Here is a 21,202-nt window from a genome sequence, read left to right as displayed (position 1 = left end):
ATCGCGGAACCGCGAGACGACGGTCGGCTCCGCGCCGAAATTGCGGTCTTCCCCTGCTACCGTGCCTTCTTTCGGAAGGGCGCCAAAGCCACTTCCGGACTGCTGACGGCCAGCACCTTGAACAGTTCGCCCATCTTTCCAGCACCGGCGCCGGCGAGCCGCTCGACATCGTCGCGGATGCGCTCCTGGGTCGCTAGATCCTTGTCGCGGCCAAGGGCCGCCGCCCGGTCGAGCAGGCCCAGGCCGATCAGGAAGTCGCCCTGACGGGCGAGGCCGTTCACCTGCAGGCCTTCCGTCTTGGCGCGCAGCGCCAGTTGCTCGAAGTCTACGTGGCTAGTGAGATCGGCGCGTCCCGGATTGGCAAGGGGAGGGTCGTACCGGTGATTGCGGACGGCCTGCAGCGTGTCGCCGTAGCCCGTGGCCAGATGGCCGTAATCGATAAGGATTGCCGTGCCTGCGTCCGCACGGAGGCGCTCGCAAAGCGCCGCCATTACCGCATCGCGGGCGGGGGCGACCTCCAGGATCGTGCCCTCGGCGACCGATTGCGCCGGTGTCGGCAGCAAAGAGGAATCGATGCCGGCCACACCGGCAGCAAAGGTCAGTTCGTCATCGGCATCGAGCCCGACCATGCGTTCGCGGAATCCCTGTGCGGTCCGGACGAATTGGCGAATCGGTATTGCGTCGAAAAGCTCGTTCGCGGCGAGAAGCAGGAAGCCGGAAGGCAAACTGTCGAAGCTTGCGTGCCACTGAATCTTGCCGTCATGGCTGGCCAGCGTTTCGGCCTGCACCTTGCGCAGTCTTTCGCTGGTTTCGACGAGATGCACGTCGGCGGCCGCGTAGAGATCGGGCGCCAGGCGGCCGATGACACGCAGCATATCCGACATCATCGTGCCCCGGCCCGGGCCGATTTCTGCGATGACAACCTGCGCCGGGGAGCCGTGCTCTTGCCAGGCGTGAACCAGGAATATCCCGATCATCTCGCCGAAGAGCTGGCTGATCTCCGGCGCGGTCGTAAAGTCTCCGGCCCGTCCGAAGGGCTCGCGAACGCGATAGTAGCCGTGCTGCGGATCGGCGAGGCAGAGGGAAAAATAATCGGTGACGCTGATCGGCCCATTGGTCCTGATCAGCGCCTTGATCTTGTCGGCGAGAGGGTTCGTCATGCACCAGTCCGTTTATGCGGCGGCGGCTGCCGCCCTGCGCGCCCGCGCAATGGCCCATATTCCGACCAGAGCCATCGGCAGCGAAAGCACCATGCCCATGGTCAGCCAGCCGCCGGCAAGATAGCCGATCTGTGCGTCCGGTTCGCGGAAGAATTCGACGAAAATGCGGCTGGCGGCATAGCCGCAGACAAAGATGCCGGTGACGAACCCGGGCGTCTTCAGGGCTTCACGGCGATGGACGAGATAGGTAAGGGCAAGGAGAAGCAGAATTCCCTCGAGAAGAGCCTCGTAAAGCTGGCTCGGGTGGCGCGGGAAAGGACCGCCGTTCGGGAAGACGACTGCCCAGGGCATGGAAGAAAGCCGCCCCCAGAGCTCGCCGTTGATGAAATTGGCGATGCGGCCGAAGAAGAGGCCGATCGGCGCAACGGCCGCCACGACATCGAGCAGGCTCCAGATGGGTATGGCGTTCCTGCGGGCAAAGACGACGATCGCCAGCGTCGTGCCCAGAAGGCCCCCATGGAAGGACATGCCGCCGTTCCAGATCTCGATGGCGCGGACCGGGTTTTGCAGCACCGAGCCGAGGTCGTAGAAGAGAATGTAGCCGAGGCGCCCGCCAAGGACGATGCCGCCGGCCGCCCAGAGCAGGAAATCATCGAGCTGCGTCAGACCGAGCGGGGGCGAATCGTTGCGCCAGAGCGAGGGATTCTGGACCATGCGACGGGCGTAGAACCAGCCGAGCAGGATGCCGGCCACATAGGCGAGGCCATACCAGTGTACGGCGAGCGGTCCGATCGTGAAGATCACGGGATCGATTTCGGGGAAGGGGAGAATGGCAAGGCGGGTAATCAGTGTTTCCAAGGTCATCTCTCGTGCCGGCCGGTCGGTCGGCGGAACATGGCGGTCGAAGCAGGCGTGGTCAAGCGGCTGCCCGGTCTTTCCGCCGGACACTCTGATTTTCCTTGCATCCTTGTGCGCACGACCCTACCTGAAAATCACGGGGCTCGCCCATGAGGCGCGAGCGAAATGGAGACGAAACGATGAGCACAGGGGCCAACCGCATTCTCGATGATCTTGCCAGGTTGATGACGGATGCTGCCGGTGCGGCCCAGGGCGTCCGACGCGAGGTCGAAACAGCCTTTCGTGCGCAGGCGGAAGGCTGGCTGAATTCGCTGGACGTGGTGAAGCGCGAGGAGTTCGAGGCCGTCAAGGAGATGGCTGCAAAGGCGCGCGAGGAGAACGACGCCTTGCTCGCCCGCATTGTGGCGCTTGAAGATCGTCTTGCCGCGACAGGTCAGGTCACCGGCGACATCACGACGGGCAAATAGTCGGAAGAAGGGCCGCCGCAAGGATTGGAATTCCGCCTTCGAGCCGCGGGCGGGCGGCGGCTCCGGCCGCTGTGGAATCCGGCAAGTTTCTTGGCCGACCGACTCGCCGGTCGATGCGTTTCGCCACAACCGCTGCTTTCAGCGTCAGGGTTAACGAAAGCTGAAAAGTTTTCCACCTGTGGACACTGCCAAAAAACCCTTATCGCAGAGTCGGTTAAGCACCCCCGCTGAATCAAAATCCTAAGGCGACGAGACTTCTTCCCTGCAATTTTTCGGCTCAGGGGCTGGCAGGGTGACTCTGCCATTATACACTGATTTTAAATGATGATTCGAAACGGGCAGCGCAAGCTCCGGGCAGGGTAAAGAAGCCAGGATAGCCGCAGGTCCAGCAATCATAGTGTGTCGGTATCCGGTGTTGGGTTTGCAGCGTTGCGTCTTGTGAACGTGACTTCGCGTGCCTCCCGCCGTGCCTTTAGGGTGATGCATGAGCCTTTTGGAAATGGAAGTCGAGCGCCAATCCAACCCGGTCGATATGATCGAGTTTGTCGCCGCCAACAATGACTGGTCCTTCGAGCGGTCCGGCGAAGACGAGATCGCCATGACGGTCGAGGGCCGGTGGGCGGACTATCACGTTTCCTTCTCCTGGATGGAGGAGTTCGAGGCGCTGCATCTCGCCTGCGCCTTCGACATCAAGGTGCCGGAAAGCCGCGTCAACGAGGTGATCCGCCTGCTGTCGCAGATCAATGGCCAGGTGTTGATGGGACATTTCGATCTCTGGCGCCAAGAAGAGGTCATCATCTTCAGGCAATCTCTTTTGCTTGCCGGTGGCGCCGAGCCGACCAACCGGCAGGTGGAAGTGCTTTTGTCGAGCGCGCTGGATGCCTGCGAAACCTATTTCCAGGCATTCCAGTTCGTCGTCTGGTCCGGCATGGACGCGCAGCGCGCCGTCGATACCGTCATGTTTGCGACGGTAGGGGAGGCATGAGATGAGCATCGCCGTTTCCGGTCCCATCGTTCTTGTCGGCGCCGGCAATATGGGCGGCGCCATGCTCGGCGGCTGGATCAGGAGCGGGGTTCGCGGCGGCGATGTTCTGGTCCTGGATCCGGGCCCACCTCCTGCCATGCAGAAGCTGATCGCCGAGAACGGCGTGGCCCACGCGTCTGCTGCGCCCGAAGGTGTCGCGGCGGGTGTTATCTTTCTTGCCGTCAAGCCGCAGGTCATGGAGGCTGTGCTCCCGCCGTTGACGGGGCTCGTCGGTCCGGACACGGTGGTCGTTTCCGTCGCGGCCGGCAAGACGCTCGGTTTCATCGAGCGCCATCTCGGCGAAACGGCGATCGTGCGCGCAATGCCGAACACGCCGGCAATGATCGGGCGCGGCGTCACGGGCGCTTTCGCCAATGCCCGCGTGACCGAAAAGCAACGGGCGCTCGTTCATGACCTTCTGAAGGTCAGCGGGCCGGTCGAATGGGTTGCCAGCGAAGCCGACATCGATACAGTGACTGCAGTGTCCGGCAGCGGACCGGCCTACGTCTTCTATCTCGTCGAGTGCATGGCGGAGGCTGGGCGAAAGCTCGGCCTCGAGGCGGACCTTGCCATGCGGCTCGCTCGGGAAACCGTCGCGGGGGCTGGTGAGCTTCTCCACCAGTCCCCCGACGCCGCCGGACGCCTCCGCCAGAACGTAACGTCGCCGGGTGGCACGACTGCCGCGGCTCTGGCAGTCCTGATGGCGGATGACGGCATGCAGCCGCTCTTCGACGAGGCCATCGCGGCGGCGCGCCAGCGCGCCGAGGAACTGGCCGGCTGAGGCACGACTTCCGCGCCGAACAGTTCGCGCATGTGCCGTGGGAAGGCAGCGGGTTTTCCTGTCTGCCGCGAGTGCTTCCGAAATCGGTTGAATTGCGCTAATTCGGATGCGGCGAGCTCTCGTCAAAGGAACCGTGATGTCGGACGTCATTGAGTTTTCGGATTTCGAACGAGTCGATATTCGCGTCGGCACAATCGTCGAGGCCGAAGATTTTCCCGAGGCGCGGAAGCCCGCCTATAAGCTCAGGATCGATTTCGGCCCGGAGATCGGCATCAAAAGGTCGTCTGCGCAGATCACCGTGCACTACAGGCCGGAAGACCTTATCGGGCGGCAGGTGCTCGGCGTGGTCAATTTCCCGCCGCGCCAGATCGGCCCGGTCCGCTCCGAAGTCCTGACCCTCGGCTTTGCAGACGAAGAGGGCGCGATCGTGCTGGCCGCGACCGACAGGCCCGTTCCGAACGGCCGAAAGCTGATGTAGCTGTCACGACCCCGAGACAGAATTTGGCGCCCTTTCAACGAACGGCGCGTCTGGCCCCGACCTATTCGCGGTAGCGAGAGCGGATATCACGTCGGGACGCGCACCGTGGCGCGCAGCCCGCCAAGCGGGCTGTCGCCGAGGGTGACGTTGCCTCCGTGGCTCCGGGCGATGTCGCGCGCAATGGCCAGGCCGAGGCCGGTACCGGAACTGTCGAGATTGCGCGCCTCGTCCAGTCGGAAAAACGGCTTGAAGACATCCTCCCGCGAGGGCTCCGGAATACCGGGACCGTCATCGTCGATGGTGATCGTCAGCCATTTGGGGGTATGGCGGGCCTCGATCCGGACCGTGTCGGCATAGCGGTAGGCGTTCGACGCCAGATTGGCGACGAGCCGGGTGAAGGCATTCGGCCGGACGCGAATGTTGTCCCCGCCCTCGATCGAGGTGGCGAGCGTCTTGCCGTAGAGCTCGGCCTCTGCCGCAAGTCGGGCCATCAGGTCGCTGAGCTTCAACGCGCCGACATCTTCTTCCGCCTCGCCGCGGGCAAAGGCGAGATAGCCTTCCAGCATGTTCTGCATGTCCTCGACGTCCTGGTTGAGGCTGGGGTCCGGATTGTCGCCGGAGAGCGCCAGCTGCAACTTGAAGCGCGTCAGGATGGTGCGCAGATCGTGGCTGACACCGGTCAGCATCGCGGTGCGCTGCTCGATCTGGCGTTCGATGCGCTCGCGCATCAGGATGAAGGCCAGGCCGGCGCGGCGGATCTCGTCGGCGCCGCGCGGGGCGAAGTCATCGATCTTCTGGCCCTTGCCGAAGCTCTCCGCAGCGTTGGCAAGTGCCAGGATCGGGCGGATCTGTCCACGCAGAAAGAGGATGGCGATCGCCAGCAAGACGAGCGACGCGCCGACCATCCAGACGAGAAATATATGCGTATTCGACGCATAGGCCTGGTTGCGCCGCGCATAGACACGCAGAATGCGCCCGTCTTCGAGCTTGATGCGGATCTCGACGATTTTCGAATTGCCGACCGTATCGATCCAGAAGGGGAGGCGGATCTGGTTGGAAATCTCTTCACTGAGAATCTGATCGAGAATCTCGAAGAAGGGCTTGGGTCGCGGCGGCGGCAGTTCGCCGCCTGGTTCGACGGCGATGTTGAGGTCGAGCTCGTCACGGGCGATGCGGACGATCCGGTCTATGTCGCCGTCCTGCGGAAAAGTCGTGATCAGGTCGACGATTGCCGCGATGTCGTTGGTGACCGCCGCCGAGAGGCGCTGCGTAACGAGTTGCCAGTGCCGCTCCATGAAGACGAAGGCGACGACCGACTGCAGCAACACCATCGGAATGACGACGATGAGCAGCGACCGGGCGTAGAGACCCATCGGCAGGCGGCGACGCAGCCAGCGGATGAGGCGCTTCCAGGCGCTGTCGGCGCTGCTCGATCTTGCGCGCCTGAGGCTGTCAAAGCTTACCATCATCGTCTGCGTCGTCGCCGAAGCGGTTCCATGTTAAGGCGGAATGACGAATGCCGTGAAGCAGGAAACCCGGCCACCCTAGTCTACACTCAATCGATAGCCGATGCCGCGCACCGTCTGTAGCCAGACGGGATTCGAGGGATCGTCCTCGATCTTGCGCCTCAATCGGTTGATCTGCACGTCGATCGTCCGCTCGCCGACCTCGGCGTCGTCGCCGATCAGTTCGTGCCGGGGAATGGTTTCGCCGGCGCGCTGCGAAAACAGCGTCATGATCTCCTGTTCGCGGTCGGTCAGCCGGATGTGCTCCGCACCGCGGCGAAGCTCCTTGCGCACCACTGAAAACGTATAGGGGCCGAAGATGACCTGATCGACCTTCGGCGCCTGAGCGGGCTGGTTTCGGCGCAGTATGTTGTTGATCCGGAGGACGAGCTCGCGCGGCTCGAAGGGTTTCGGCAGGTAGTCGTCGGCGCCCGCCTCCAGGCCCTCGATGCGTGAATTTGCCTCGGCGAGCGCCGTCAGCATGATGATCGGCACCGTCTTGATCTGTCTCAGGCCCTGGGTGAGCGAGATGCCGCTCTCGCCAGGCATCATCACGTCGACGATCAGCAGGTCGAAGTCAAGTCCGATGAGCTTTCGCCTCGCCTCGCCGGCGTCTGCCGCCGTCGTCACGCGAAACCCCTGTTCCACCAGAAAGCGGTTGAGCAGGTCGCGAATGCGCCGGTCGTCATCCACGATCAGAAGATGCGCCGCGTCATCGGCCACTTTCGCTTTGGCTATCATGCTTGGCAAACCCTTATACTCGGCAGAGCCTTATTTCCCCTTTGGATCGCGCTGACGTCGAATCGAACCGGTCCGGGTCATCAGCCTATCCTCCTCCCAAATTTGAGTGGCCCCGCATTGAAGCAGATGCGCGGCGGCCGCCCCATTCCCCGATTGCAGGGGTTTATCCGCTTGTCCTAATAAAATCGAAGGCAGAGCCCCGGCATCAGTCCGCGGCGCTGTTCTTCATGTTTACGAGAAACCGCTTGACGGTTTCACGCGCGCCGGGACCGGTCTTCGCCAATGCATCCGCTATGCGGCGGGACTGTGGCTCCGCCAGCGCCCGTGCCAAAGCCTGGCCTTCTTTCGTCGTATAGAGCATGCGTTGGCGCCTGTCTTCCGGACCGGTCACCTGGCGAATATAGCCTGAGTCGATCAATTGCTTGAGGACGCGGGCGAGGCTCTGCTTGGTGATCTTCAGCGTATCGAGAAGGTCGGCCACGGTCATTCCCGGCTCCCGGTTGACGAAATGCACGACGCGGTGATGCGCGCGCCCGAAGCCGCTCTTTTCCAAAATGGCATCCGGATCGCCGGTGAAATCGCGGTAGGCAAAAAACAGCAACTCGATGATCTCGAAGTCGATGGTGTCCTCATCCTTGCGGCCGACTTCGGTCATGAATTGGCTGTTGTCCCTGGATTGGCCGGCCACGCGGTCATTTCCTTTCAAGGCGGATTGCGCTTAGCGACATATATAGAAAGACATGTCAGCTTTGTTGACACAATTCTACGCCTGACGAGCCAAATAGCATTCAAATCCCGTCGCTGCATTTGGAGGCGGCGGGGCCGCTGCGCACCTGTCTTTGGAGGCGGCAGGCCGGTTGCTACGGAAACAGGTGCGCCGCGCGTTGGACACGCGCGGCGCTTGGACGCTCGTAATTCAGTAGGCGTCAGCGATAGATGTAGACGATCCGCCGCGTCGAGGGCTCCACGAGAACAGGCTGGCCGTTTACCATAACGTATTCGTAGTTGTAGTCCGGGATCGGCCGGACGGCGACGGTGTTCGGCAATGTGGCGCCGAGAACCACCTCGCCGTCAAGATAGACCGGATCCACGGGGTTAGAGGTGATGTAGGTGCCTACCGCCGCAGGCGGGGTGATGGCATCGACCTCTTCAACAGGGCCGATCAATTCGAGGGGTTCGGCCGGAGTGGCCACGGTGCTGCCCGTCGCTTCGTAGGTCACGACCGGAACGCCGAGTTCCGCGCGCCGTTCGGAAATCACCACCGTCGAGCCGCTTTGGTCGGCTGCGAGATACCTGGCATAGGCCCAGCCGCTGACGCCGCCGACATTCACTCGGCACCACAGGCTACCTTCGATGCAGCCCTCGAGCACGGTCGTGCTGCCGCGCGCCGCCAGGGCGACGATCGGATATTGCGGACCAGGCCCGGCGCGCACGTTGAGGTCGGTCACTGCCGTCGCGCTCATCGCTGCAGCAGCGGACGAGACGCCGGCAGCGAGGATCAAACCCGCTGCCGCGACCGTTCTGATCAGGTGGGGGGAGAGGGTCTTCATTGTCTTGCTCCTCTTCTATGATGCGGGCCAAACGCCCCGCGCGCCTTGGATGTTCCCGGCGTGACATCAGGAAATGTGAACATGAAACATATTGCCGTCGCCGAGCGTTGCTTGGGCCGACGGCGGAGCGTCTCGATGTAAGCGAGATCGCTCCCCATCACCGAGGACACGCAGCGAGGAACTGGACGAAGTTTCGCCCCCTGTGCAGAGGGCGCCATCAACCGGGAGGCCGGGTTATGCAGTATGAGACTGTCGAAGAGGCCACGCTTACCGCCCGGCGGCTGCGTCCGCTGGTCCTTGTTGTCGTGGCGGCGAAGCTCGCCGTCTCCGCCCTGTTGCTCACCACGGTGCAATTTCCGACAGCGGTGGAAACAACGGAAATTGTCGCCCTTCGCTGATTTGCGCTGTTTCCGCGCCCATATAGCGCTATAGGTGGCGCGGCGGCGACGCCCGCCTATTGGCGATGTGGAAAACGAGGCAGGATCGGCATGTTACAGGCGGGCATCATCCCGGTTACGCATTTTCAGCAGAACTGCACGGTGCTGTTCGACAGCGAGACGAAGGAAGGCGTGATTGTCGATCCCGGCGGCGACGTCGACGTCATCCTGCAGACGATCCGCGAAAACGGCCTCGCGCTCAAGGCGATCTGGCTTACCCACGGCCATATCGATCACGCCGGCGGGGCCAAGGAATTGAAAGAGGCGCTCGGGCTTGAGATCATCGGCCCGCACAAGGACGACCTGCCGCTCCTCGAACGGCTGGAGAGCCAAGCGGAACGGTTCGGTTTGGCGATGAAGGTGCAGAACGTCCTGCCGGACCGATGGCTGAACGACGGGGACACGGTTTCATTCGGAGATCATGTCTTCGAGGTGCTGCATTGCCCCGGCCACGCCCCCGGCCACGTCGTCTATTTCAATCGCGCGCAGAATTTTGCCCATGTCGGCGACGTGCTGTTCCACGGCTCGATCGGCCGCACCGACCTGCCGGGCGGCGATCATCAGCAGCTCCTCGATTCCATCCGCGACAAGATCCTTCCACTCGGTGACGACGTCGGCTTCATTTGCGGCCACGGACCGGGTGGCCGAATCGGCGAGGAGCGTCGCACCAACCCGTATCTGCGCGGGCTCTGATCGAAAATATGGACATGAAAAAACCCGTGCCTCGCGTGAGGCACGGGTTTTGCGTTCAAATGGCGCTGCGATCAGCCGGCAGTGCAGAAATGGCTGCGGCCGTCATAACCGACAAAGGTGCCGCTCTCCGCATCGAAGGAGCGGTAGCGCTGCGAGCAATAGCGGTACCAGGCCGGGGTCCAGGGCTCAAGATCGTAGCTGTCGACGACAACCTGGCGATAGGCCGGGCGGGCGCGGTATACCGGGCGGGGTTGATAGACCGGACGCTGCTCGTAATATTCGGGCTCCGGATCGATATAGACCGGTTCACTGTAGCGGGGCTGCGAGGCGATCGCGCCGCCGATAAGGGTGCCTGTGACCAGGCCAACCGCGCCTGCCGCCCACGCATCATCGTGATCGCCTGCCTGCGCAGTGCCGAAGGTCGGGAGAACCAGGGCGGCGGCGGAGAGCGAGAGAACGGCTGCTTTGAGGAAGTTGTTCATGGGGCTTCAATCCTGTGCATGGAGGAGCCGAACTGAAGGTCCGGCTTTCATGATGGGCAGACCCTATCCGGCCCAAACTGAACGGAGCCTGAACGAAAAAACCCGGCAAAAATGCCGGGCTGCAAACTTGATCAGTGACAGAGAGCGGCGTTAGCCGACGATCTGCAGGTTGACGGCCTTCGGGCCCTTGCCGCGGCGATCCGGCTCGGTATCGAAGGATACTTTCTGGTTTTCGCTCAGTCCGTTCAGGCCCGAGGCCTGCACGGCTGAAATATGCACGAAGATATCGGCGCCACCGTTTTCAGGCTTGATGAAGCCAAAGCCCTTGTCGGTGTTGAAGAATTTTACAGTCCCAGTCTCGGCCATGCGTCAGGTCCTTTTCTCTCCACCCGGTCGAAGGGTGGCATTACAGTTTGCCCGGAAGGGCGTGGGGCAGGCAGTTCTCGACAATTGAGGAAAGGGTCCTGTTATCGCAGCGAACCTTGAGAAGGATGGCAAATTGGCCCTCCCACGATTCTCCGCCCGGAGTGGTTTGCGTCTCCGGCTCGCATTTATTTCAAGATCTTCCCGCGTTCGCAAATTGCCCGAACAGAGTAAGAGTGATCAGTTTATTTTGAATTGGCAAGCAAAACTTTTCCGGCGAGGTATTGAGTCTTCTCATTGCTCAAAAACAGGTCAATTCGAGCCGCGGCAAAGGATATTCCGGACGCGGCGCAAGCTGTTGAATCCACAGCTTTTTGGTGGACCGATGCGGCACATTGGATTTTTTGCGCCAAATCGTGTCGCTGTCGAACATGCCTCTATGTTGGGCAGTTGGGAATTCGAGTCGCAACCCTCTGATAAGTCTCATGCTTCGCGGAAAGCCGCCAGGCGGTGAAGCGCTTGCACGAACTTACAGAAAAAATACAAAGAACTTTCTCTGTAGCTCGCCTCTGCTGCATGCTGATCCATTTTTGGGCAAAGTAGAGCGGCCGAGAACAGTAAATAAGTAATATAGTAAGTCCAGCTTGGCTTGCCGATGTAGCTAATTCTTGCAGTTTCAAGCGGCGGCTTCCGCCGCTTGCCGGCGCCGCTTCGTGGGCTCCGGCAGTCCCGGGGTGAGCGAATAGGACGAAAAGCAACACAAGGCGGCTTCGCCCCGTGATCGCGCCGCCGCTCTACCAGTTGCGTTTTTGTCGGGCAAGTTTCATCCTCGCGGCCCGAAACGAGGCCCGTGCGTCACGATGTCGATCGGATCGGAAATGAACTTGGCGGGCTATTCAGGGACGGCCCTTGGGAAAAAGCTCGGCCTGCGCGACGGACAGGCGGCGCTGCTTCTCGATGTGCCGGCGCACCTGCAGGAAATCGCGGCCTATCCTGGATTTGCTCAGGTTGCCAGATCAATCGAGGGGACAGCATCTCGCCGGTTTGACTACATCCACTGCTTCGAGACGGAGAGGGACAGGCTCGAGGTACAGGCATCGGCCCTGGCCGACCGGCTGAAGCCCGATGGGATACTTTGGATATCCTGGCCGAAACGTGCTTCCGGCGTTGCCACCACGCTCACGGAGGATGCTCTCCGGGAGATCTTCCTGCCGCACGGCCTTGTCGACATAAAGGTCTGTGCGGTGGACCCGGTGTGGTCCGGGCTGAAGTTCATGTTCCGAAAGGAAGTCAGGGCCTCGCTCTGAAGTGATGCCTCACTGGGTCGGCGCCTTCGAGACCCGGAGAACGGCTCCATTCTGCTCGTCGGTCACCATGAGCAGCGCACCGTCCGGCGCGACGACCACATCGCGGATGCGGCCGAACTCGCCATCGAACAACCGTTCCTCGGACGTGATCGCGCCGGTGTCGTCTCGCTCCAGGCGCGCCAGCAACTGGTATTTCAGCGCCGCGACCAGCAGGTTGCCGTTCCATTCCGGAAACATGCTGCCGCGATAGACGGCGAGCGCGCCGGGAGCGATCGAGGGATCCCAGTAGTAAAGAGGCTGCTCCAAGCCGTCCTTGGCCGTCCCTTCACCGATCTCCGCGCCGGAATAGTCCTTGCCGTAGGTGATCAGCGGCCAGCCGTAGTTCTTGCCCGGTTGCGGGTTGTTCACTTCGTCACCGCCGCGTGCCCCATGCTCGACGGTCAGGAGCTTGCCGTCGGCCGGATCGAAGGTAATGCCCTGGGGGTTGCGGTGCCCCTTCGACCAGATCTCCGGACGGCCCTCGGTACCGACACGATAAGGGTTGGAGGCGGGGATGGAACCATCGGCATTGATGTGCAGGATGGCGCCGGCGTGGTCGCGCGGATCCTGGGCGCGCTCGCCATCGCCCCGGTCGCCAATGCCGAAGAAAAGGCTGCCGTCGCGATCAATGGCGATGCGCGAACCGAAGTGCTGGCCGGCCCGCGTGAACCGGCTCATCCGGAAGATTTCCTGCACATCCGTCAGACTCCGCTGGTCGGCGGAGAGCGTCGCCCGCACCAGAACGGTGCCGTAGCCGCCGTCGCCGCGGGCCGAGAGGGTGAGGTACAGGGCGCGGTTGGCGGAAAATTGCGGGTCGAGCGCAATGTCGAGCAGGCCGCCCTGGCCATGTTCGGCGACGTCCGGAACGCCTTTTACCGCAGCGGAGAGCTTGCCGTCACGGAGGATGCGCAGGCGTCCTGGCCGTTCGGTGATGATCAGTGCGCCGTCCGGCATGACTTCGACCGCCCAGGGGTGCTGGAGCCCGCCCGCCAGTGTCTCGACAAGGAGGGTTCCCGTCTGCGTCTGGAATTCCCGGACCTGTTGAGCAGCGGCAGGCAGGGCGACCGACAGGAACGAGGCTGCGGCCAGGGGCAGGGCGAGCGCCGCGCCGATCTGGCTTAGCTTGGTTCTTGTCCACTGCCCGGGCCGCATGCGATTCGACACTCCTAACGCGGCGGCAAGCCTGCTGAAGCAGATTCGGCCGCTCTTTTCCGTTCAGGAAAGAAACTGGTACTCAGCCGCCGTTGCTTCAAGTCAAATTCGATCAAAACGGCTTTATCGCGGGTGCGGGCGGCAACGCGCGGGAGTGCCGCTTCCTTGAAGGCGCGGCGTCAGAAGGGCTCGATATTGACCCCTAGCTGCTGCTTGTGAGCTGCTTCTCCGCTGCGAAATGCTCGCTCTTGGCTTTCATGTAAAAATCCTTGCCGATCAGCATCAAGCCGGCAAGGGCAACCATGGCGATGATCGCCACGATGATCGTTTCGGTGGCCGACAGCCGGGCAAGGAAACCGGCGCGTTGTCCAGGCAGGTCGTCTTCGTTATCGGCCATGGCGTCTGCTTCTCGCCCTGCTGAACGCGGCGACCTGGCTGCCGACGACAAAAGTGGTGCCGGCCGTGAGGGCGGCGGCGAGCAGCGTCGCGCCGGCGAGGATCTGCCGGTCACCTTCCGTCGGCATTTGCGGTCTATCGAGCCCGACCGGCCCCGACGGAGCCGCCGAGGCGGGGTCGGCAACGACCAGCATGGCAAGCTTTGCTGCCGCGCCGGATTGCTGTTCCGGCTCCGCCGCCTGGGCCGACGTCTCGACCACCAGTCCAAAGATCATCACCATGCAGACTGCGAGAGCCGCCAGCGCGAGATAAAATCCCCAGCGGGCCTCGTTGCGGCCTGTACGCGTCGAAGCGATTTCGTCGTCGAGAAACATAGCGACCCCCATGATGCCACTGCGTTCGCACCCCTGTGAGATGACGCCCGGAAATCGGCTCTTGAAGGACGGAATTGCGGCGCTCTGCGACAGTTATTGTGGCGAAACAAAGGCGATGCAAAAACTCGTGGGCGCGCCGATTTTCTAAGCCGCAGCGTTGCGGTCGATAGTTCCTACGCGTCGGGTCTGGGAACCTTGGCGAGACGACCGCCCCGGCTGGTCGCCGCCCTTGGCGGACGGCCGTCATCCCATGGGCGTTCGTGATCGTTCTGATGAAACTTTGTCATGGTGACGCATTTTGCGCGGCCTTACGGGTATTTTTCTCAGCCGAACGCTTGCAAGACCGGACGTCTTTCGACATAGACCTAACCGCTATGGAGCCCGGTCTTCCGTTCCGTAGCGTCTCACGCCCGTTTCGAAACGATCAGGACCTCACACCATGGCCTTCCTTGCCGATGCCCTTTCCCGTGTAAAGCCCTCCGCCACCATTGCCGTTTCGCAGAAAGCCCGCGAGCTGAAGGCGAAAGGCCGTGACGTCATCGGCCTCGGAGCAGGGGAGCCGGATTTCGACACGCCGGACAACATCAAGAAGGCGGCGATCGACGCGATCAACCGCGGCGAGACGAAGTACACGCCGGTTTCCGGCATCCCGGAACTGCGCGAAGCGATCGCCAAGAAGTTCAAGCGCGAGAACAACCTCGACTACACTGCCGCCCAGACGATCGTCGGCACCGGTGGAAAGCAGATTCTTTTCAACGCCTTCATGGCGACGCTCAACCCGGGCGATGAAGTCGTGATCCCGGCGCCCTACTGGGTCTCCTATCCGGAAATGGTGGCGCTTTGCGGCGGCACGCCGGTCTTCGTCTCGACGAAGCAGGAGAACAACTTCAAGCTCAAGGCCGAGGATCTCGACAAGGCGATCACCCCGAAGACCAAGTGGTTCGTCTTCAACTCGCCCTCGAACCCGTCGGGCGCGGCCTATTCGCATGACGAACTCAAGGCGCTGACGGACGTCCTGATGAAACACCCGCATGTCTGGGTGCTGACCGACGACATGTACGAGCACCTGACCTATGGCGACTTCAAGTTCGCAACGCCGGTCGAGGTCGAGCCCGGCCTCTATGACCGTACCCTGACGATGAACGGCGTTTCCAAGGCCTATGCGATGACCGGCTGGCGCATCGGCTATGCCGCCGGCCCCTTGGCTCTCATCAAGGCGATGGACATGATCCAGGGCCAGCAGACCTCGGGTGCCACCTCGATCGCGCAGTGGGCCGCCGTCGAGGCGCTGAACGGCGCGCAGGATTTCATCGCGCGCAACAAGGAGATCTTCCAGGGCCGGCGCGATCTCGTCGTCTCGATGCTGAACCAGGCCAAGGGCATCGCCTGCCCGACGCCGGAAGGCGCCTTCTACGTCTACCCCTCCTGCGCCGGGCTGATCGGCAAGACCGCGCCATCGGGCAAGGTCATCGAGACCGACGAGGATTTCGTCTCCGAACTTCTGGAAGCGGAAGGCGTTGCTGTGGTGCACGGTTCGGCCTTCGGTCTCGGCCCGAACTTCCGCATCTCCTACGCGACCTCCGAGGAACTCCTCGAAGAGGCTTGCCGCCGCATCCAGCGTTTCTGCGGCGCCTGCAAGTAAGCGCAGCGATTATCACTGATGAAGAGCCGGCCCTTTGCGGCGGGCTCTTTCATGTTCAGATTTCGAGTCAGGGCGAGATGCTAACGGGTTGAGCCTACGACATTCTCTTCGGATATGACGGGGCTGGCGGCAATACCCCCTCTGGCCTGCCGGCCATCTCCCCCACAAGGGCAGGGGAATCGCATATCAGTATTAGGTATTGCCAGGAAGCTTTGAATGGATTCTTGGAAGGCTTTCTCTTTTACGAGGGCGCCTTGATGCCGTTTGCTCTGTCGATTTTACGGGAAATACATGATCCGCGCGACATCAATGCGCGGCATGATCTGGCCGAGCTGCTGTTTCTGGCGCTGGCGGCGACGCTCTGCGGGGCGAAGAACTGCGTGGAGATCGCAGAATTCGTCGAGGGCCGGGAAGCGGAACTGAAGGAGATCGTCACGCTCCGGCACGGCTGCCCGAGCCACGACACCTTCAGCCGCATCTTCCGGCTCATCGACCCGGACGAACTGGCGCGGGCGCTCGGCGCCTTTCTGGCGGCGCTGCGCCAGGGGCTGGGCCTCGGCCCGCGCCCGCGCGGTGTGGTGGCGGTCGACGGCAAGGCGTTGCGGCGCGGCTATGAAAAGGGACGCGCCTTCATGCCGCCGGTGATGGTGAGCGTCTGGGATGCCGAGACGCGGCTGTCGGTGGCGACCAAACGGGCGGAAGGTTCCGACGAGGTCGCCGCAACGCTGGCGCTGCTGAAGAGCATCGACCTGAAGGGCTGCATCGTCACGGCGGACGCGCTGCATTGCCGCCCCGACACGGCCAAGGCGCTGATCGGGCGCAAGGCGCATTATGCCCTGGCGCTCAAGGCCAATCGCGGCCGGCTCTTTGCCTGCGCCGAAGCCGGCTTCGTGGCGGCCGACGCGGCCGGTGACCTCGCCTTCCACGAGACCCGCGAGACCGGCCACGGCCGCCTCGAAACCCGCCGCGCCAGCGTCCTGCCACTCAAGGCGTTCAAGCAAGCGCCCGCCTTTCCCGGTCTGAAGGCGATCGGCCGCATCCAGGCCACGCGGCAGGGCGCCGACGGCAGGGCGGTGACCTCCGTGCGCTATATCGCCCTCTCCAAAGTACTTGCGCCTCACAAGCTCGCCGAGGTCGTGCGCGCCCACTGGACGATCGAGAACCAATTGCACTGGAGCCTCGACGTCGTCTTCCACGAAGACGACGCCCGCAGCCGCAAGGACAATGCCCCGCAAAATCTTGCCGTCATCCGCAGGCTGGCGCGCGACATCTTGGCGGCCCACCCACTCGACAAGCCCATCGCAAGCAAAATGCGCCGCGTAAACTGGAACAGAGATTTCTTCCATGAGTTCTTTACTCATATGCGATAGCCCTGCCCACAAGGGGGGAGAATCGACGGGGCGCCCTCTGTGGCTTCAATTGAGGGTCCGCTTGTAGGCGTCAGGGTTCCGCTTGTAGGCGCGTTTCGGTCCGAGCGATCGGCAGCCGCGCGTATTCTCCCCCCTTGTGGGGGAGATGGCCGGCAGGCCAGAGGGGGTTGTCTCCTCTGGCAGCCAGACGGGCGCGATTGCTCTCAGCGTTCGGCGAGCGCCGGTTCGCCCTTCTTCTCGCGGATCAGGTTGAGGAAGCGACGGAACAGATAATGGCTGTCCTGCGGGCCCGGCGAGGCTTCCGGATGGTGCTGGACCGAGAAGACCGGCTTGCCGTTGACGCGCAGGCCGCAATTGGTGCCGTCGAAAAGCGAGATGTGAGTCTCTTCAACACCTTCCGGCAGCGACTTCGAATCGACCGCGAAGCCGTGGTTCATCGAGACGATCTCGACCTTGCCGGTCGTGTGGTCCTTCACCGGGTGGTTGGCGCCGTGGTGGCCCTGATGCATCTTCTCGGTCTTGGCGCCAAGCGCCAGCGCCAGCATCTGGTGGCCGAGGCAGATGCCGAAGACCGGGATGTCGCTCTTCAGCAGGTTTTTGATCACCGGTACCGCATATTCGCCGGTGGCGGCCGGGTCGCCCGGGCCGTTCGAGAGAAAGATGCCGTCCGGCTTGAGCGCCAGGACTTCGTCAGCGCTCGTCGCGGCCGGAACGACCGTGACCCGGCAATCGAGGCCGGCGAAGAGGCGCAGAATGTTGCGCTTGACGCCATAGTCGAGCGCCACGACGTGATAGGCCGCTTCGGTCTCGCCAAGTGTGGCGTGGCCCTCATTCCATGCCCAAGGCTTCTCGTTCCAGCGGTAGGACTGACCGGAGGTCGCGACCTTGGCCAGGTCGAGCCCAACCAGACCGCTCCAGGCCTTCGCTTCCGCCTTCAGCGTTTGGATGTCGAAGACGCCGGACGGGTCGTGGGCAATCACCGCGTTCGGCATGCCGTTCTCGCGGATCCAGGCGGTCAGCGCCCGCGTGTCGATGCCGCAGAGCCCGATGACGCCGCGCGCCTTCAGCCAGGCGTCAAGGTGCTTGGCAGCCCGGTAGTTGGAGGGATCGGTGATATCGGCCTTGAAGATCACCCCGACGGCGCCGTGGCGGGCGGCAGGCGTCAGATCCTCGATATCCTCGTCATTGGCACCGATGTTGCCGATATGCGGGAAGGTGAAGGTGACGATCTGGCCGAGATAGGAGGGATCGGTGAGGATTTCCTGATAGCCGGTCAGCGCCGTGTTGAAGCAGACCTCGGCCTGAACCTTGCCGGTCGCGCCGATGCCCTTGCCTTCGATCACCGTGCCGTCGGCCAGAACGAGCAAAGCGGTGGGTTTCTGGGTTGTCCATGCGGGTGTCGCGGTCATCGTTCCTATCCCGTTGCGGCGGAAGGCGCGGCTTCAAGCCGGTCGGTTCAGCCCCATTTCAAATTGCATGCGGCATGGCGCGCGGAAGCCCCGCGAGAAAGAGGTTCATGCCGATGTTCGTGCAGGTGCCGGAAAATAGACAAAGGCGTTAACCGGGTCAACCGGCCGCGGTGAATTGTCCGGAAATAAAGTTCGTTATAATTCAAACAGTTGCGTATTAGGTTTGATTGTACCTGCCGCACTGGTTTAAGACGGCGACGACAATAAGGCAAGGAACGGCTCCGCCCGCAGGCAGCGCGGGCCGGCTTCGGCATGGAGAAAGAGATGCGCGAGCAATTCGCAAATGCCCTGAAGGAAGCGCTGAAGGCCAAGGATAGCCGACGCACTTCGACCGTTCGGCTGATCCAGGCGGCCATCAAGGACCGCGACATCGCCAACCGCGGCCAAAGCAAGGGGCCGGCCGGCGACGACGAGATCATGCAGATCCTCGCCAAGATGATCAAGCAACGCGAAGAATCGGCACGTATCTACGATCAGGGCGGCCGCCCGGAACTCGCCGAGCAGGAGCGGCAGGAAATCTCCATCATCAACGAGTTCCTGCCCGAGCAGTTCTCCGAGGAAAAGGTGAGGGAACTCTGCGTCGCGATCATCCAGGAAACGGGCGCCCAGGGGCTGCGCGACATGGGCAAGGTCATGAATGCGCTGAAGGAGCGCTATCCCGGCCAAATGGATTTCGCAAAAGCTTCCGGCATCATCAAGGAACTGTTGAAGTAGTCCACTGCGCCGCGCCTGATCCGCGGCGGCGCCTCAGTTCCCATCCTCTTCGATGGCCGCCTGTGAAAAGCGGGCAAGATCGATGGGGAACGGTGGCTTCCTCCAGCCATGCCGCTTATATGGAAGCTGGCCAGAGGTATTCATGCGCTTTTCACCGTCCTTCCTTGACGAGATCCGCGACCGCGTCCCGATTTCGGACGTGATCGGCAAGCGTGTCACCTGGGACCGGCGCAAGACCAATGTGTCGCGCGGCGACTACTGGGCCTGTTGCCCTTTTCACGGCGAGAAGTCGCCGAGCTTTCATTGCGAGGACCGCAAGAGCCGCTATCATTGCTTCGGCTGCGGCGTTTCCGGTGACCATTTCCGTTTCCTGACCGACCTCGAGGGTCTGAGCTTCCCCGAAGCGGTGCAGCAGATCGCCGATATGGCGGGCGTTCCGATGCCGCAGCCCGATCCGCAGGCGGAGCGGCGGGAGAGGGAGCGAACGAGTCTTCTCGACGTCATGGAACTGGCGACGCAGTTCTTTCAGGACCAGCTCCAGGCCGCGACGGGGGCGAAGGCACGCGCCTATCTGCGTGAACGCGGACTGACCGGCCGCACGATCGAGACTTTCCGGCTGGGCTTTGCGCCGGACAGCCGCAATGCGCTGAAGGAGTTCCTCGCCGGCAAGAGCGTCGGCAAGGAGCAGATCGAGGCCTGTGGGCTCGTCGTGCATGGGCCGGACGTTCCGGTCTCCTACGACCGCTTTCGCGACCGCATCATGTTTCCGATCCTCTCGGCGCGCGAGAAGGTGATCGCCTTCGGCGGGCGGGCGATGTCGGCCGATGCGCCGGCCAAATACCTGAACTCCAACGAGACCGAGCTCTTCCACAAGGGCAACGTGCTCTTCAATTTCGCCAGGGCAAGGCGGGCCTCGCAGGGTGCGGACGGAACAGGAACGATCATCGCCGTCGAAGGCTACATGGACGTGATCGCGCTGCACCAGGCGGGTCTCGAGAATGCCGTGGCACCGCTTGGCACGGCGCTCACCGAGAATCAGCTCGATCTCCTCTGGAAGATGACGGCGCAGCCGGTGCTCTGCTTCGACGGCGACGGTGCCGGCATCCGGGCGGCCAACCGCGCCGTCGATCTGGCGCTGCCGCATCTGAAGCCCGGCCGTTCGGTCCGTTTCGCCATGCTGCCAGACGGCAAGGACCCGGACGATCTCGTCCGCCATGAAGGGCGCGAGCCGTTCGACAAGGTGCTCGCCAATGCCCGCTCGCTGGCCGACATGGTCTGGATGCGCGAGGTACAGGGCGGCGGGTTCGACACGCCGGAAAAACGCGCCGAGCTCGAAGCGCGGCTGCGGCAGGTGACCTCGGTCGTTGGCGACGAGAGCGTGCGCCGCCATTACGGCCAGGACATGCGCGACCGGCTGAATGCCTTTTTGCAGGGCAGTGCGCCGTTCAGGAGTGAACGGCGGCCGTTCGAGCGGGGCGGGCGAGATCGCGGCGGACGGCAAGGCGGCGGCTTTCGCCAGGCCGGCGCCGACCGAAACGCCGGCCCGACCACGATTTCCGACCGGTTGGCGCGCTCCTCTCTTGTCAGTGGCCAGCAGGCTGTGCCCTTGCTGCGCGAAAGCGTACTCGCGCTGACGATCGTCAACCACCCGCAACTGCTTTTCGACGAATATGACGAGATCTCGACGATCGAATTCGATCATCGCGATCTGCAGCGCTGCTGGGCGGCGGTTTTGAACGCGGCAGCGACGAACGGACCTCGGCTGACACGGGAAGGGCTCGTCGAACAACTGGAAACGGAGGGCTTCGGCGTCCTGATCGGCGCGCTCGACCAGCAGATCCGCTATGCGCGGCTATGGACCGCGACGACGGCGGCCGCGCCCGAAGATGCGCGCGAGGGTTACCTGCAGGCGCTGGCGCTGCACAAGCGCACCAAGGCGCTCAACTGGCAGCGTCGCGAGCTCGAAAGGGAGCTCGCGTATGCAACCGAGGAAGGCGATATCGAGGCCGTGCCGCAACTGTTGCGCACGCTTCAGGAGGTTCAGTTGGAAGTGACGCGGCTGGAGAACCAGGAAGCGATCATCGAAGGCTTCGGGGTGCTTTCGGGGCGGGTCAAGGGGCCGGCGGCGCGGTGATGCCCTCTCGCGAATTGCCCCTCATCCGCCTGCCGGCTCGCGGGCGCTCGCACTGCCCCATTTTCC

23 protein-coding genes are annotated in these 21,202 nt (G+C 62.8%); 11 read left to right on the top strand and 12 right to left on the bottom strand.

Annotated features, from left to right (window positions below; all coding sequences use genetic code 11):
- Positions 1 to 56: 56 nt before the first annotated feature.
- Positions 57 to 1,160 carry a class I SAM-dependent methyltransferase gene (locus NGR_RS22635; protein WP_012708810.1) on the bottom strand — a complete coding sequence of 368 codons (1,104 nt, stop codon included), beginning with the start codon at positions 1,158 to 1,160 and terminating at the stop codon, positions 57 to 59.
- Positions 1,161 to 1,172: 12 nt separating this feature from the next.
- The gene (gene lgt, locus NGR_RS22630; RefSeq protein WP_165447169.1) at positions 1,173 to 2,024 is read right to left on the bottom strand and encodes a prolipoprotein diacylglyceryl transferase; all 852 of its coding nucleotides are present in this window, start codon (positions 2,022 to 2,024) and stop codon (positions 1,173 to 1,175) included.
- A 173-nt stretch (positions 2,025 to 2,197) separates the two neighbouring features.
- Here lgt and NGR_RS22625 point away from each other — a divergent pair, with 173 nt between their 5' ends.
- The 4 genes from NGR_RS22625 to NGR_RS22610 all read left to right on the top strand — a co-directional run bounded on the left by NGR_RS22625 (position 2,198) and on the right by NGR_RS22610 (position 4,768).
- Positions 2,198 to 2,485: an accessory factor UbiK family protein gene (locus NGR_RS22625; RefSeq protein WP_164924414.1), complete on the top strand. Its 288-nt coding sequence runs from the start codon at positions 2,198 to 2,200 to the stop codon at positions 2,483 to 2,485.
- Between the two features lie 484 nt (positions 2,486 to 2,969).
- Positions 2,970 to 3,470, top strand: a complete 501-nt coding sequence (locus NGR_RS22620; protein ID WP_012708807.1) for a YbjN domain-containing protein — start codon at positions 2,970 to 2,972, stop codon at positions 3,468 to 3,470.
- A 1-nt stretch (position 3,471) separates the two neighbouring features.
- Complete coding sequence (proC, locus tag NGR_RS22615) at positions 3,472 to 4,290, top strand: pyrroline-5-carboxylate reductase (protein WP_012708806.1); 819 nt, start codon at positions 3,472 to 3,474, stop codon at positions 4,288 to 4,290.
- A 136-nt stretch (positions 4,291 to 4,426) separates the two neighbouring features.
- A complete protein-coding gene (locus tag NGR_RS22610) occupies positions 4,427 to 4,768 on the top strand; it encodes a tRNA-binding protein (RefSeq protein ID WP_012708805.1) in 342 nt (113 codons plus the stop codon).
- An 86-nt stretch (positions 4,769 to 4,854) separates the two neighbouring features.
- Here the strand turns inward: NGR_RS22610 and NGR_RS22605 are convergent, their stop codons facing one another.
- The 4 genes from NGR_RS22605 to NGR_RS22590 all read right to left on the bottom strand — a co-directional run bounded on the left by NGR_RS22605 (position 4,855) and on the right by NGR_RS22590 (position 8,564).
- Entirely contained in the window at positions 4,855 to 6,234 is a 1,380-nt protein-coding gene (locus NGR_RS22605) for an ATP-binding protein (protein WP_164924656.1), read from the bottom strand.
- Between the two features lie 78 nt (positions 6,235 to 6,312).
- Complete coding sequence (locus NGR_RS22600; RefSeq protein WP_012708803.1) at positions 6,313 to 7,014, bottom strand: response regulator; 702 nt, start codon at positions 7,012 to 7,014, stop codon at positions 6,313 to 6,315.
- 205 nt (positions 7,015 to 7,219) lie between these two features.
- The gene (locus NGR_RS22595; protein ID WP_012708802.1) at positions 7,220 to 7,702 is read right to left on the bottom strand and encodes a MarR family winged helix-turn-helix transcriptional regulator; all 483 of its coding nucleotides are present in this window, start codon (positions 7,700 to 7,702) and stop codon (positions 7,220 to 7,222) included.
- A gap of 238 nt (positions 7,703 to 7,940) precedes the next feature.
- Entirely contained in the window at positions 7,941 to 8,564 is a 624-nt protein-coding gene (locus NGR_RS22590; protein WP_012708801.1) for a DUF1236 domain-containing protein, read from the bottom strand.
- 236 nt (positions 8,565 to 8,800) lie between these two features.
- On the opposite strand from NGR_RS22590, the gene NGR_RS32425 reads away from it, so the two are divergent.
- Positions 8,801 to 8,962, top strand: a complete 162-nt coding sequence (locus tag NGR_RS32425) for a hypothetical protein (protein ID WP_165447158.1) — start codon at positions 8,801 to 8,803, stop codon at positions 8,960 to 8,962.
- Positions 8,963 to 9,052: 90 nt separating this feature from the next.
- Positions 9,053 to 9,694 carry an MBL fold metallo-hydrolase gene (locus NGR_RS22585; protein WP_012708800.1) on the top strand — a complete coding sequence of 214 codons (642 nt, stop codon included), beginning with the start codon at positions 9,053 to 9,055 and terminating at the stop codon, positions 9,692 to 9,694.
- Positions 9,695 to 9,765: 71 nt separating this feature from the next.
- Here NGR_RS22585 and NGR_RS22580 read toward each other — a convergent pair whose 3' ends face one another.
- The gene (locus tag NGR_RS22580) at positions 9,766 to 10,176 is read right to left on the bottom strand and encodes a BA14K family protein (RefSeq protein ID WP_012708799.1); all 411 of its coding nucleotides are present in this window, start codon (positions 10,174 to 10,176) and stop codon (positions 9,766 to 9,768) included.
- A gap of 150 nt (positions 10,177 to 10,326) precedes the next feature.
- Complete coding sequence (locus tag NGR_RS22575) at positions 10,327 to 10,542, bottom strand: cold-shock protein (RefSeq protein WP_012708798.1); 216 nt, start codon at positions 10,540 to 10,542, stop codon at positions 10,327 to 10,329.
- Between the two features lie 875 nt (positions 10,543 to 11,417).
- Here NGR_RS22575 and NGR_RS22570 point away from each other — a divergent pair.
- Positions 11,418 to 11,846, top strand: a complete 429-nt coding sequence (locus NGR_RS22570; protein ID WP_164924655.1) for a hypothetical protein — start codon at positions 11,418 to 11,420, stop codon at positions 11,844 to 11,846.
- A gap of 9 nt (positions 11,847 to 11,855) precedes the next feature.
- On the opposite strand, the gene NGR_RS22565 is transcribed toward NGR_RS22570, so the two are convergent.
- From NGR_RS22565 to NGR_RS22555, 3 genes are all read right to left on the bottom strand, one after another.
- The gene (locus NGR_RS22565; RefSeq protein ID WP_012708796.1) at positions 11,856 to 13,037 is read right to left on the bottom strand and encodes a PQQ-dependent sugar dehydrogenase; all 1,182 of its coding nucleotides are present in this window, start codon (positions 13,035 to 13,037) and stop codon (positions 11,856 to 11,858) included.
- A 202-nt stretch (positions 13,038 to 13,239) separates the two neighbouring features.
- Entirely contained in the window at positions 13,240 to 13,434 is a 195-nt protein-coding gene (locus NGR_RS22560) for a hypothetical protein (RefSeq protein ID WP_012708795.1), read from the bottom strand.
- Positions 13,424 to 13,807 (bottom strand): hypothetical protein, encoded by a 384-nt coding sequence (locus NGR_RS22555; RefSeq protein ID WP_012708794.1) that lies wholly within the window; start codon positions 13,805 to 13,807, stop codon positions 13,424 to 13,426. The genes NGR_RS22560 and NGR_RS22555 overlap by 11 nt, the downstream gene beginning before the upstream one ends.
- Before the next feature lie 439 nt (positions 13,808 to 14,246).
- Here NGR_RS22555 and NGR_RS22550 point away from each other — a divergent pair, with 439 nt between their 5' ends.
- Positions 14,247 to 15,449, top strand: coding sequence for a pyridoxal phosphate-dependent aminotransferase (locus tag NGR_RS22550; protein WP_012708793.1), 1,203 nt, complete (start codon positions 14,247 to 14,249; stop codon positions 15,447 to 15,449).
- A 257-nt stretch (positions 15,450 to 15,706) separates the two neighbouring features.
- Positions 15,707 to 16,819, top strand: coding sequence for an ISAs1 family transposase (locus NGR_RS22545; RefSeq protein ID WP_012708792.1), 1,113 nt, complete (start codon positions 15,707 to 15,709; stop codon positions 16,817 to 16,819).
- 203 nt (positions 16,820 to 17,022) lie between these two features.
- On the opposite strand, the gene carA is transcribed toward NGR_RS22545, so the two are convergent.
- A complete protein-coding gene (gene carA, locus NGR_RS22540) occupies positions 17,023 to 18,228 on the bottom strand; it encodes a glutamine-hydrolyzing carbamoyl-phosphate synthase small subunit (protein WP_012708791.1) in 1,206 nt (401 codons plus the stop codon).
- A gap of 324 nt (positions 18,229 to 18,552) precedes the next feature.
- Between carA and NGR_RS22535 the strand changes: the two genes are divergently transcribed.
- Together NGR_RS22535 and dnaG are read left to right on the top strand one after the other, a co-directional pair.
- Positions 18,553 to 19,002 (top strand): GatB/YqeY domain-containing protein, encoded by a 450-nt coding sequence (locus tag NGR_RS22535; protein ID WP_012708790.1) that lies wholly within the window; start codon positions 18,553 to 18,555, stop codon positions 19,000 to 19,002.
- 142 nt (positions 19,003 to 19,144) lie between these two features.
- Positions 19,145 to 21,136, top strand: a complete 1,992-nt coding sequence (gene dnaG / locus NGR_RS22530) for a DNA primase (protein WP_012708789.1) — start codon at positions 19,145 to 19,147, stop codon at positions 21,134 to 21,136.
- Positions 21,137 to 21,202 lie beyond the last annotated feature (66 nt).

The sequence above is a fragment of the Sinorhizobium fredii NGR234 genome, assembly GCF_000018545.1.
GTDB classification, from domain to species: domain Bacteria; phylum Pseudomonadota; class Alphaproteobacteria; order Rhizobiales; family Rhizobiaceae; genus Sinorhizobium; species Sinorhizobium fredii_A.
The sequence above is the reverse complement of the archived record's forward strand: the minus strand, read 5'-3'. Positions and strand labels throughout refer to the sequence as shown.

Coding starts and splice junctions, on each gene's coding strand:
- NGR_RS22635 (WP_012708810.1), bottom strand. CDS start 1,160: ATGACGAACCCTCTCGCCGACAAGATCAAGGCGCTGATCAGGACCAAT.
- lgt (WP_165447169.1), bottom strand. CDS start 2,024: ATGACCTTGGAAACACTGATTACCCGCCTTGCCATTCTCCCCTTCCCC.
- NGR_RS22625 (WP_164924414.1), top strand. CDS start 2,198: ATGAGCACAGGGGCCAACCGCATTCTCGATGATCTTGCCAGGTTGATG.
- NGR_RS22620 (WP_012708807.1), top strand. CDS start 2,970: ATGAGCCTTTTGGAAATGGAAGTCGAGCGCCAATCCAACCCGGTCGAT.
- proC (WP_012708806.1), top strand. CDS start 3,472: ATGAGCATCGCCGTTTCCGGTCCCATCGTTCTTGTCGGCGCCGGCAAT.
- NGR_RS22610 (WP_012708805.1), top strand. CDS start 4,427: ATGTCGGACGTCATTGAGTTTTCGGATTTCGAACGAGTCGATATTCGC.
- NGR_RS22605 (WP_164924656.1), bottom strand. CDS start 6,234: ATGGTAAGCTTTGACAGCCTCAGGCGCGCAAGATCGAGCAGCGCCGAC.
- NGR_RS22600 (WP_012708803.1), bottom strand. CDS start 7,014: ATGATAGCCAAAGCGAAAGTGGCCGATGACGCGGCGCATCTTCTGATC.
- NGR_RS22590 (WP_012708801.1), bottom strand. CDS start 8,564: ATGAAGACCCTCTCCCCCCACCTGATCAGAACGGTCGCGGCAGCGGGT.
- NGR_RS32425 (WP_165447158.1), top strand. CDS start 8,801: ATGCAGTATGAGACTGTCGAAGAGGCCACGCTTACCGCCCGGCGGCTG.
- NGR_RS22585 (WP_012708800.1), top strand. CDS start 9,053: ATGTTACAGGCGGGCATCATCCCGGTTACGCATTTTCAGCAGAACTGC.
- NGR_RS22580 (WP_012708799.1), bottom strand. CDS start 10,176: ATGAACAACTTCCTCAAAGCAGCCGTTCTCTCGCTCTCCGCCGCCGCC.
- NGR_RS22575 (WP_012708798.1), bottom strand. CDS start 10,542: ATGGCCGAGACTGGGACTGTAAAATTCTTCAACACCGACAAGGGCTTT.
- NGR_RS22570 (WP_164924655.1), top strand. CDS start 11,418: ATGAACTTGGCGGGCTATTCAGGGACGGCCCTTGGGAAAAAGCTCGGC.
- NGR_RS22565 (WP_012708796.1), bottom strand. CDS start 13,037: ATGCGGCCCGGGCAGTGGACAAGAACCAAGCTAAGCCAGATCGGCGCG.
- NGR_RS22560 (WP_012708795.1), bottom strand. CDS start 13,434: ATGGCCGATAACGAAGACGACCTGCCTGGACAACGCGCCGGTTTCCTT.
- NGR_RS22555 (WP_012708794.1), bottom strand. CDS start 13,807: ATGTTTCTCGACGACGAAATCGCTTCGACGCGTACAGGCCGCAACGAG.
- NGR_RS22550 (WP_012708793.1), top strand. CDS start 14,247: ATGGCCTTCCTTGCCGATGCCCTTTCCCGTGTAAAGCCCTCCGCCACC.
- NGR_RS22545 (WP_012708792.1), top strand. CDS start 15,707: ATGCCGTTTGCTCTGTCGATTTTACGGGAAATACATGATCCGCGCGAC.
- carA (WP_012708791.1), bottom strand. CDS start 18,228: ATGACCGCGACACCCGCATGGACAACCCAGAAACCCACCGCTTTGCTC.
- NGR_RS22535 (WP_012708790.1), top strand. CDS start 18,553: ATGCGCGAGCAATTCGCAAATGCCCTGAAGGAAGCGCTGAAGGCCAAG.
- dnaG (WP_012708789.1), top strand. CDS start 19,145: ATGCGCTTTTCACCGTCCTTCCTTGACGAGATCCGCGACCGCGTCCCG.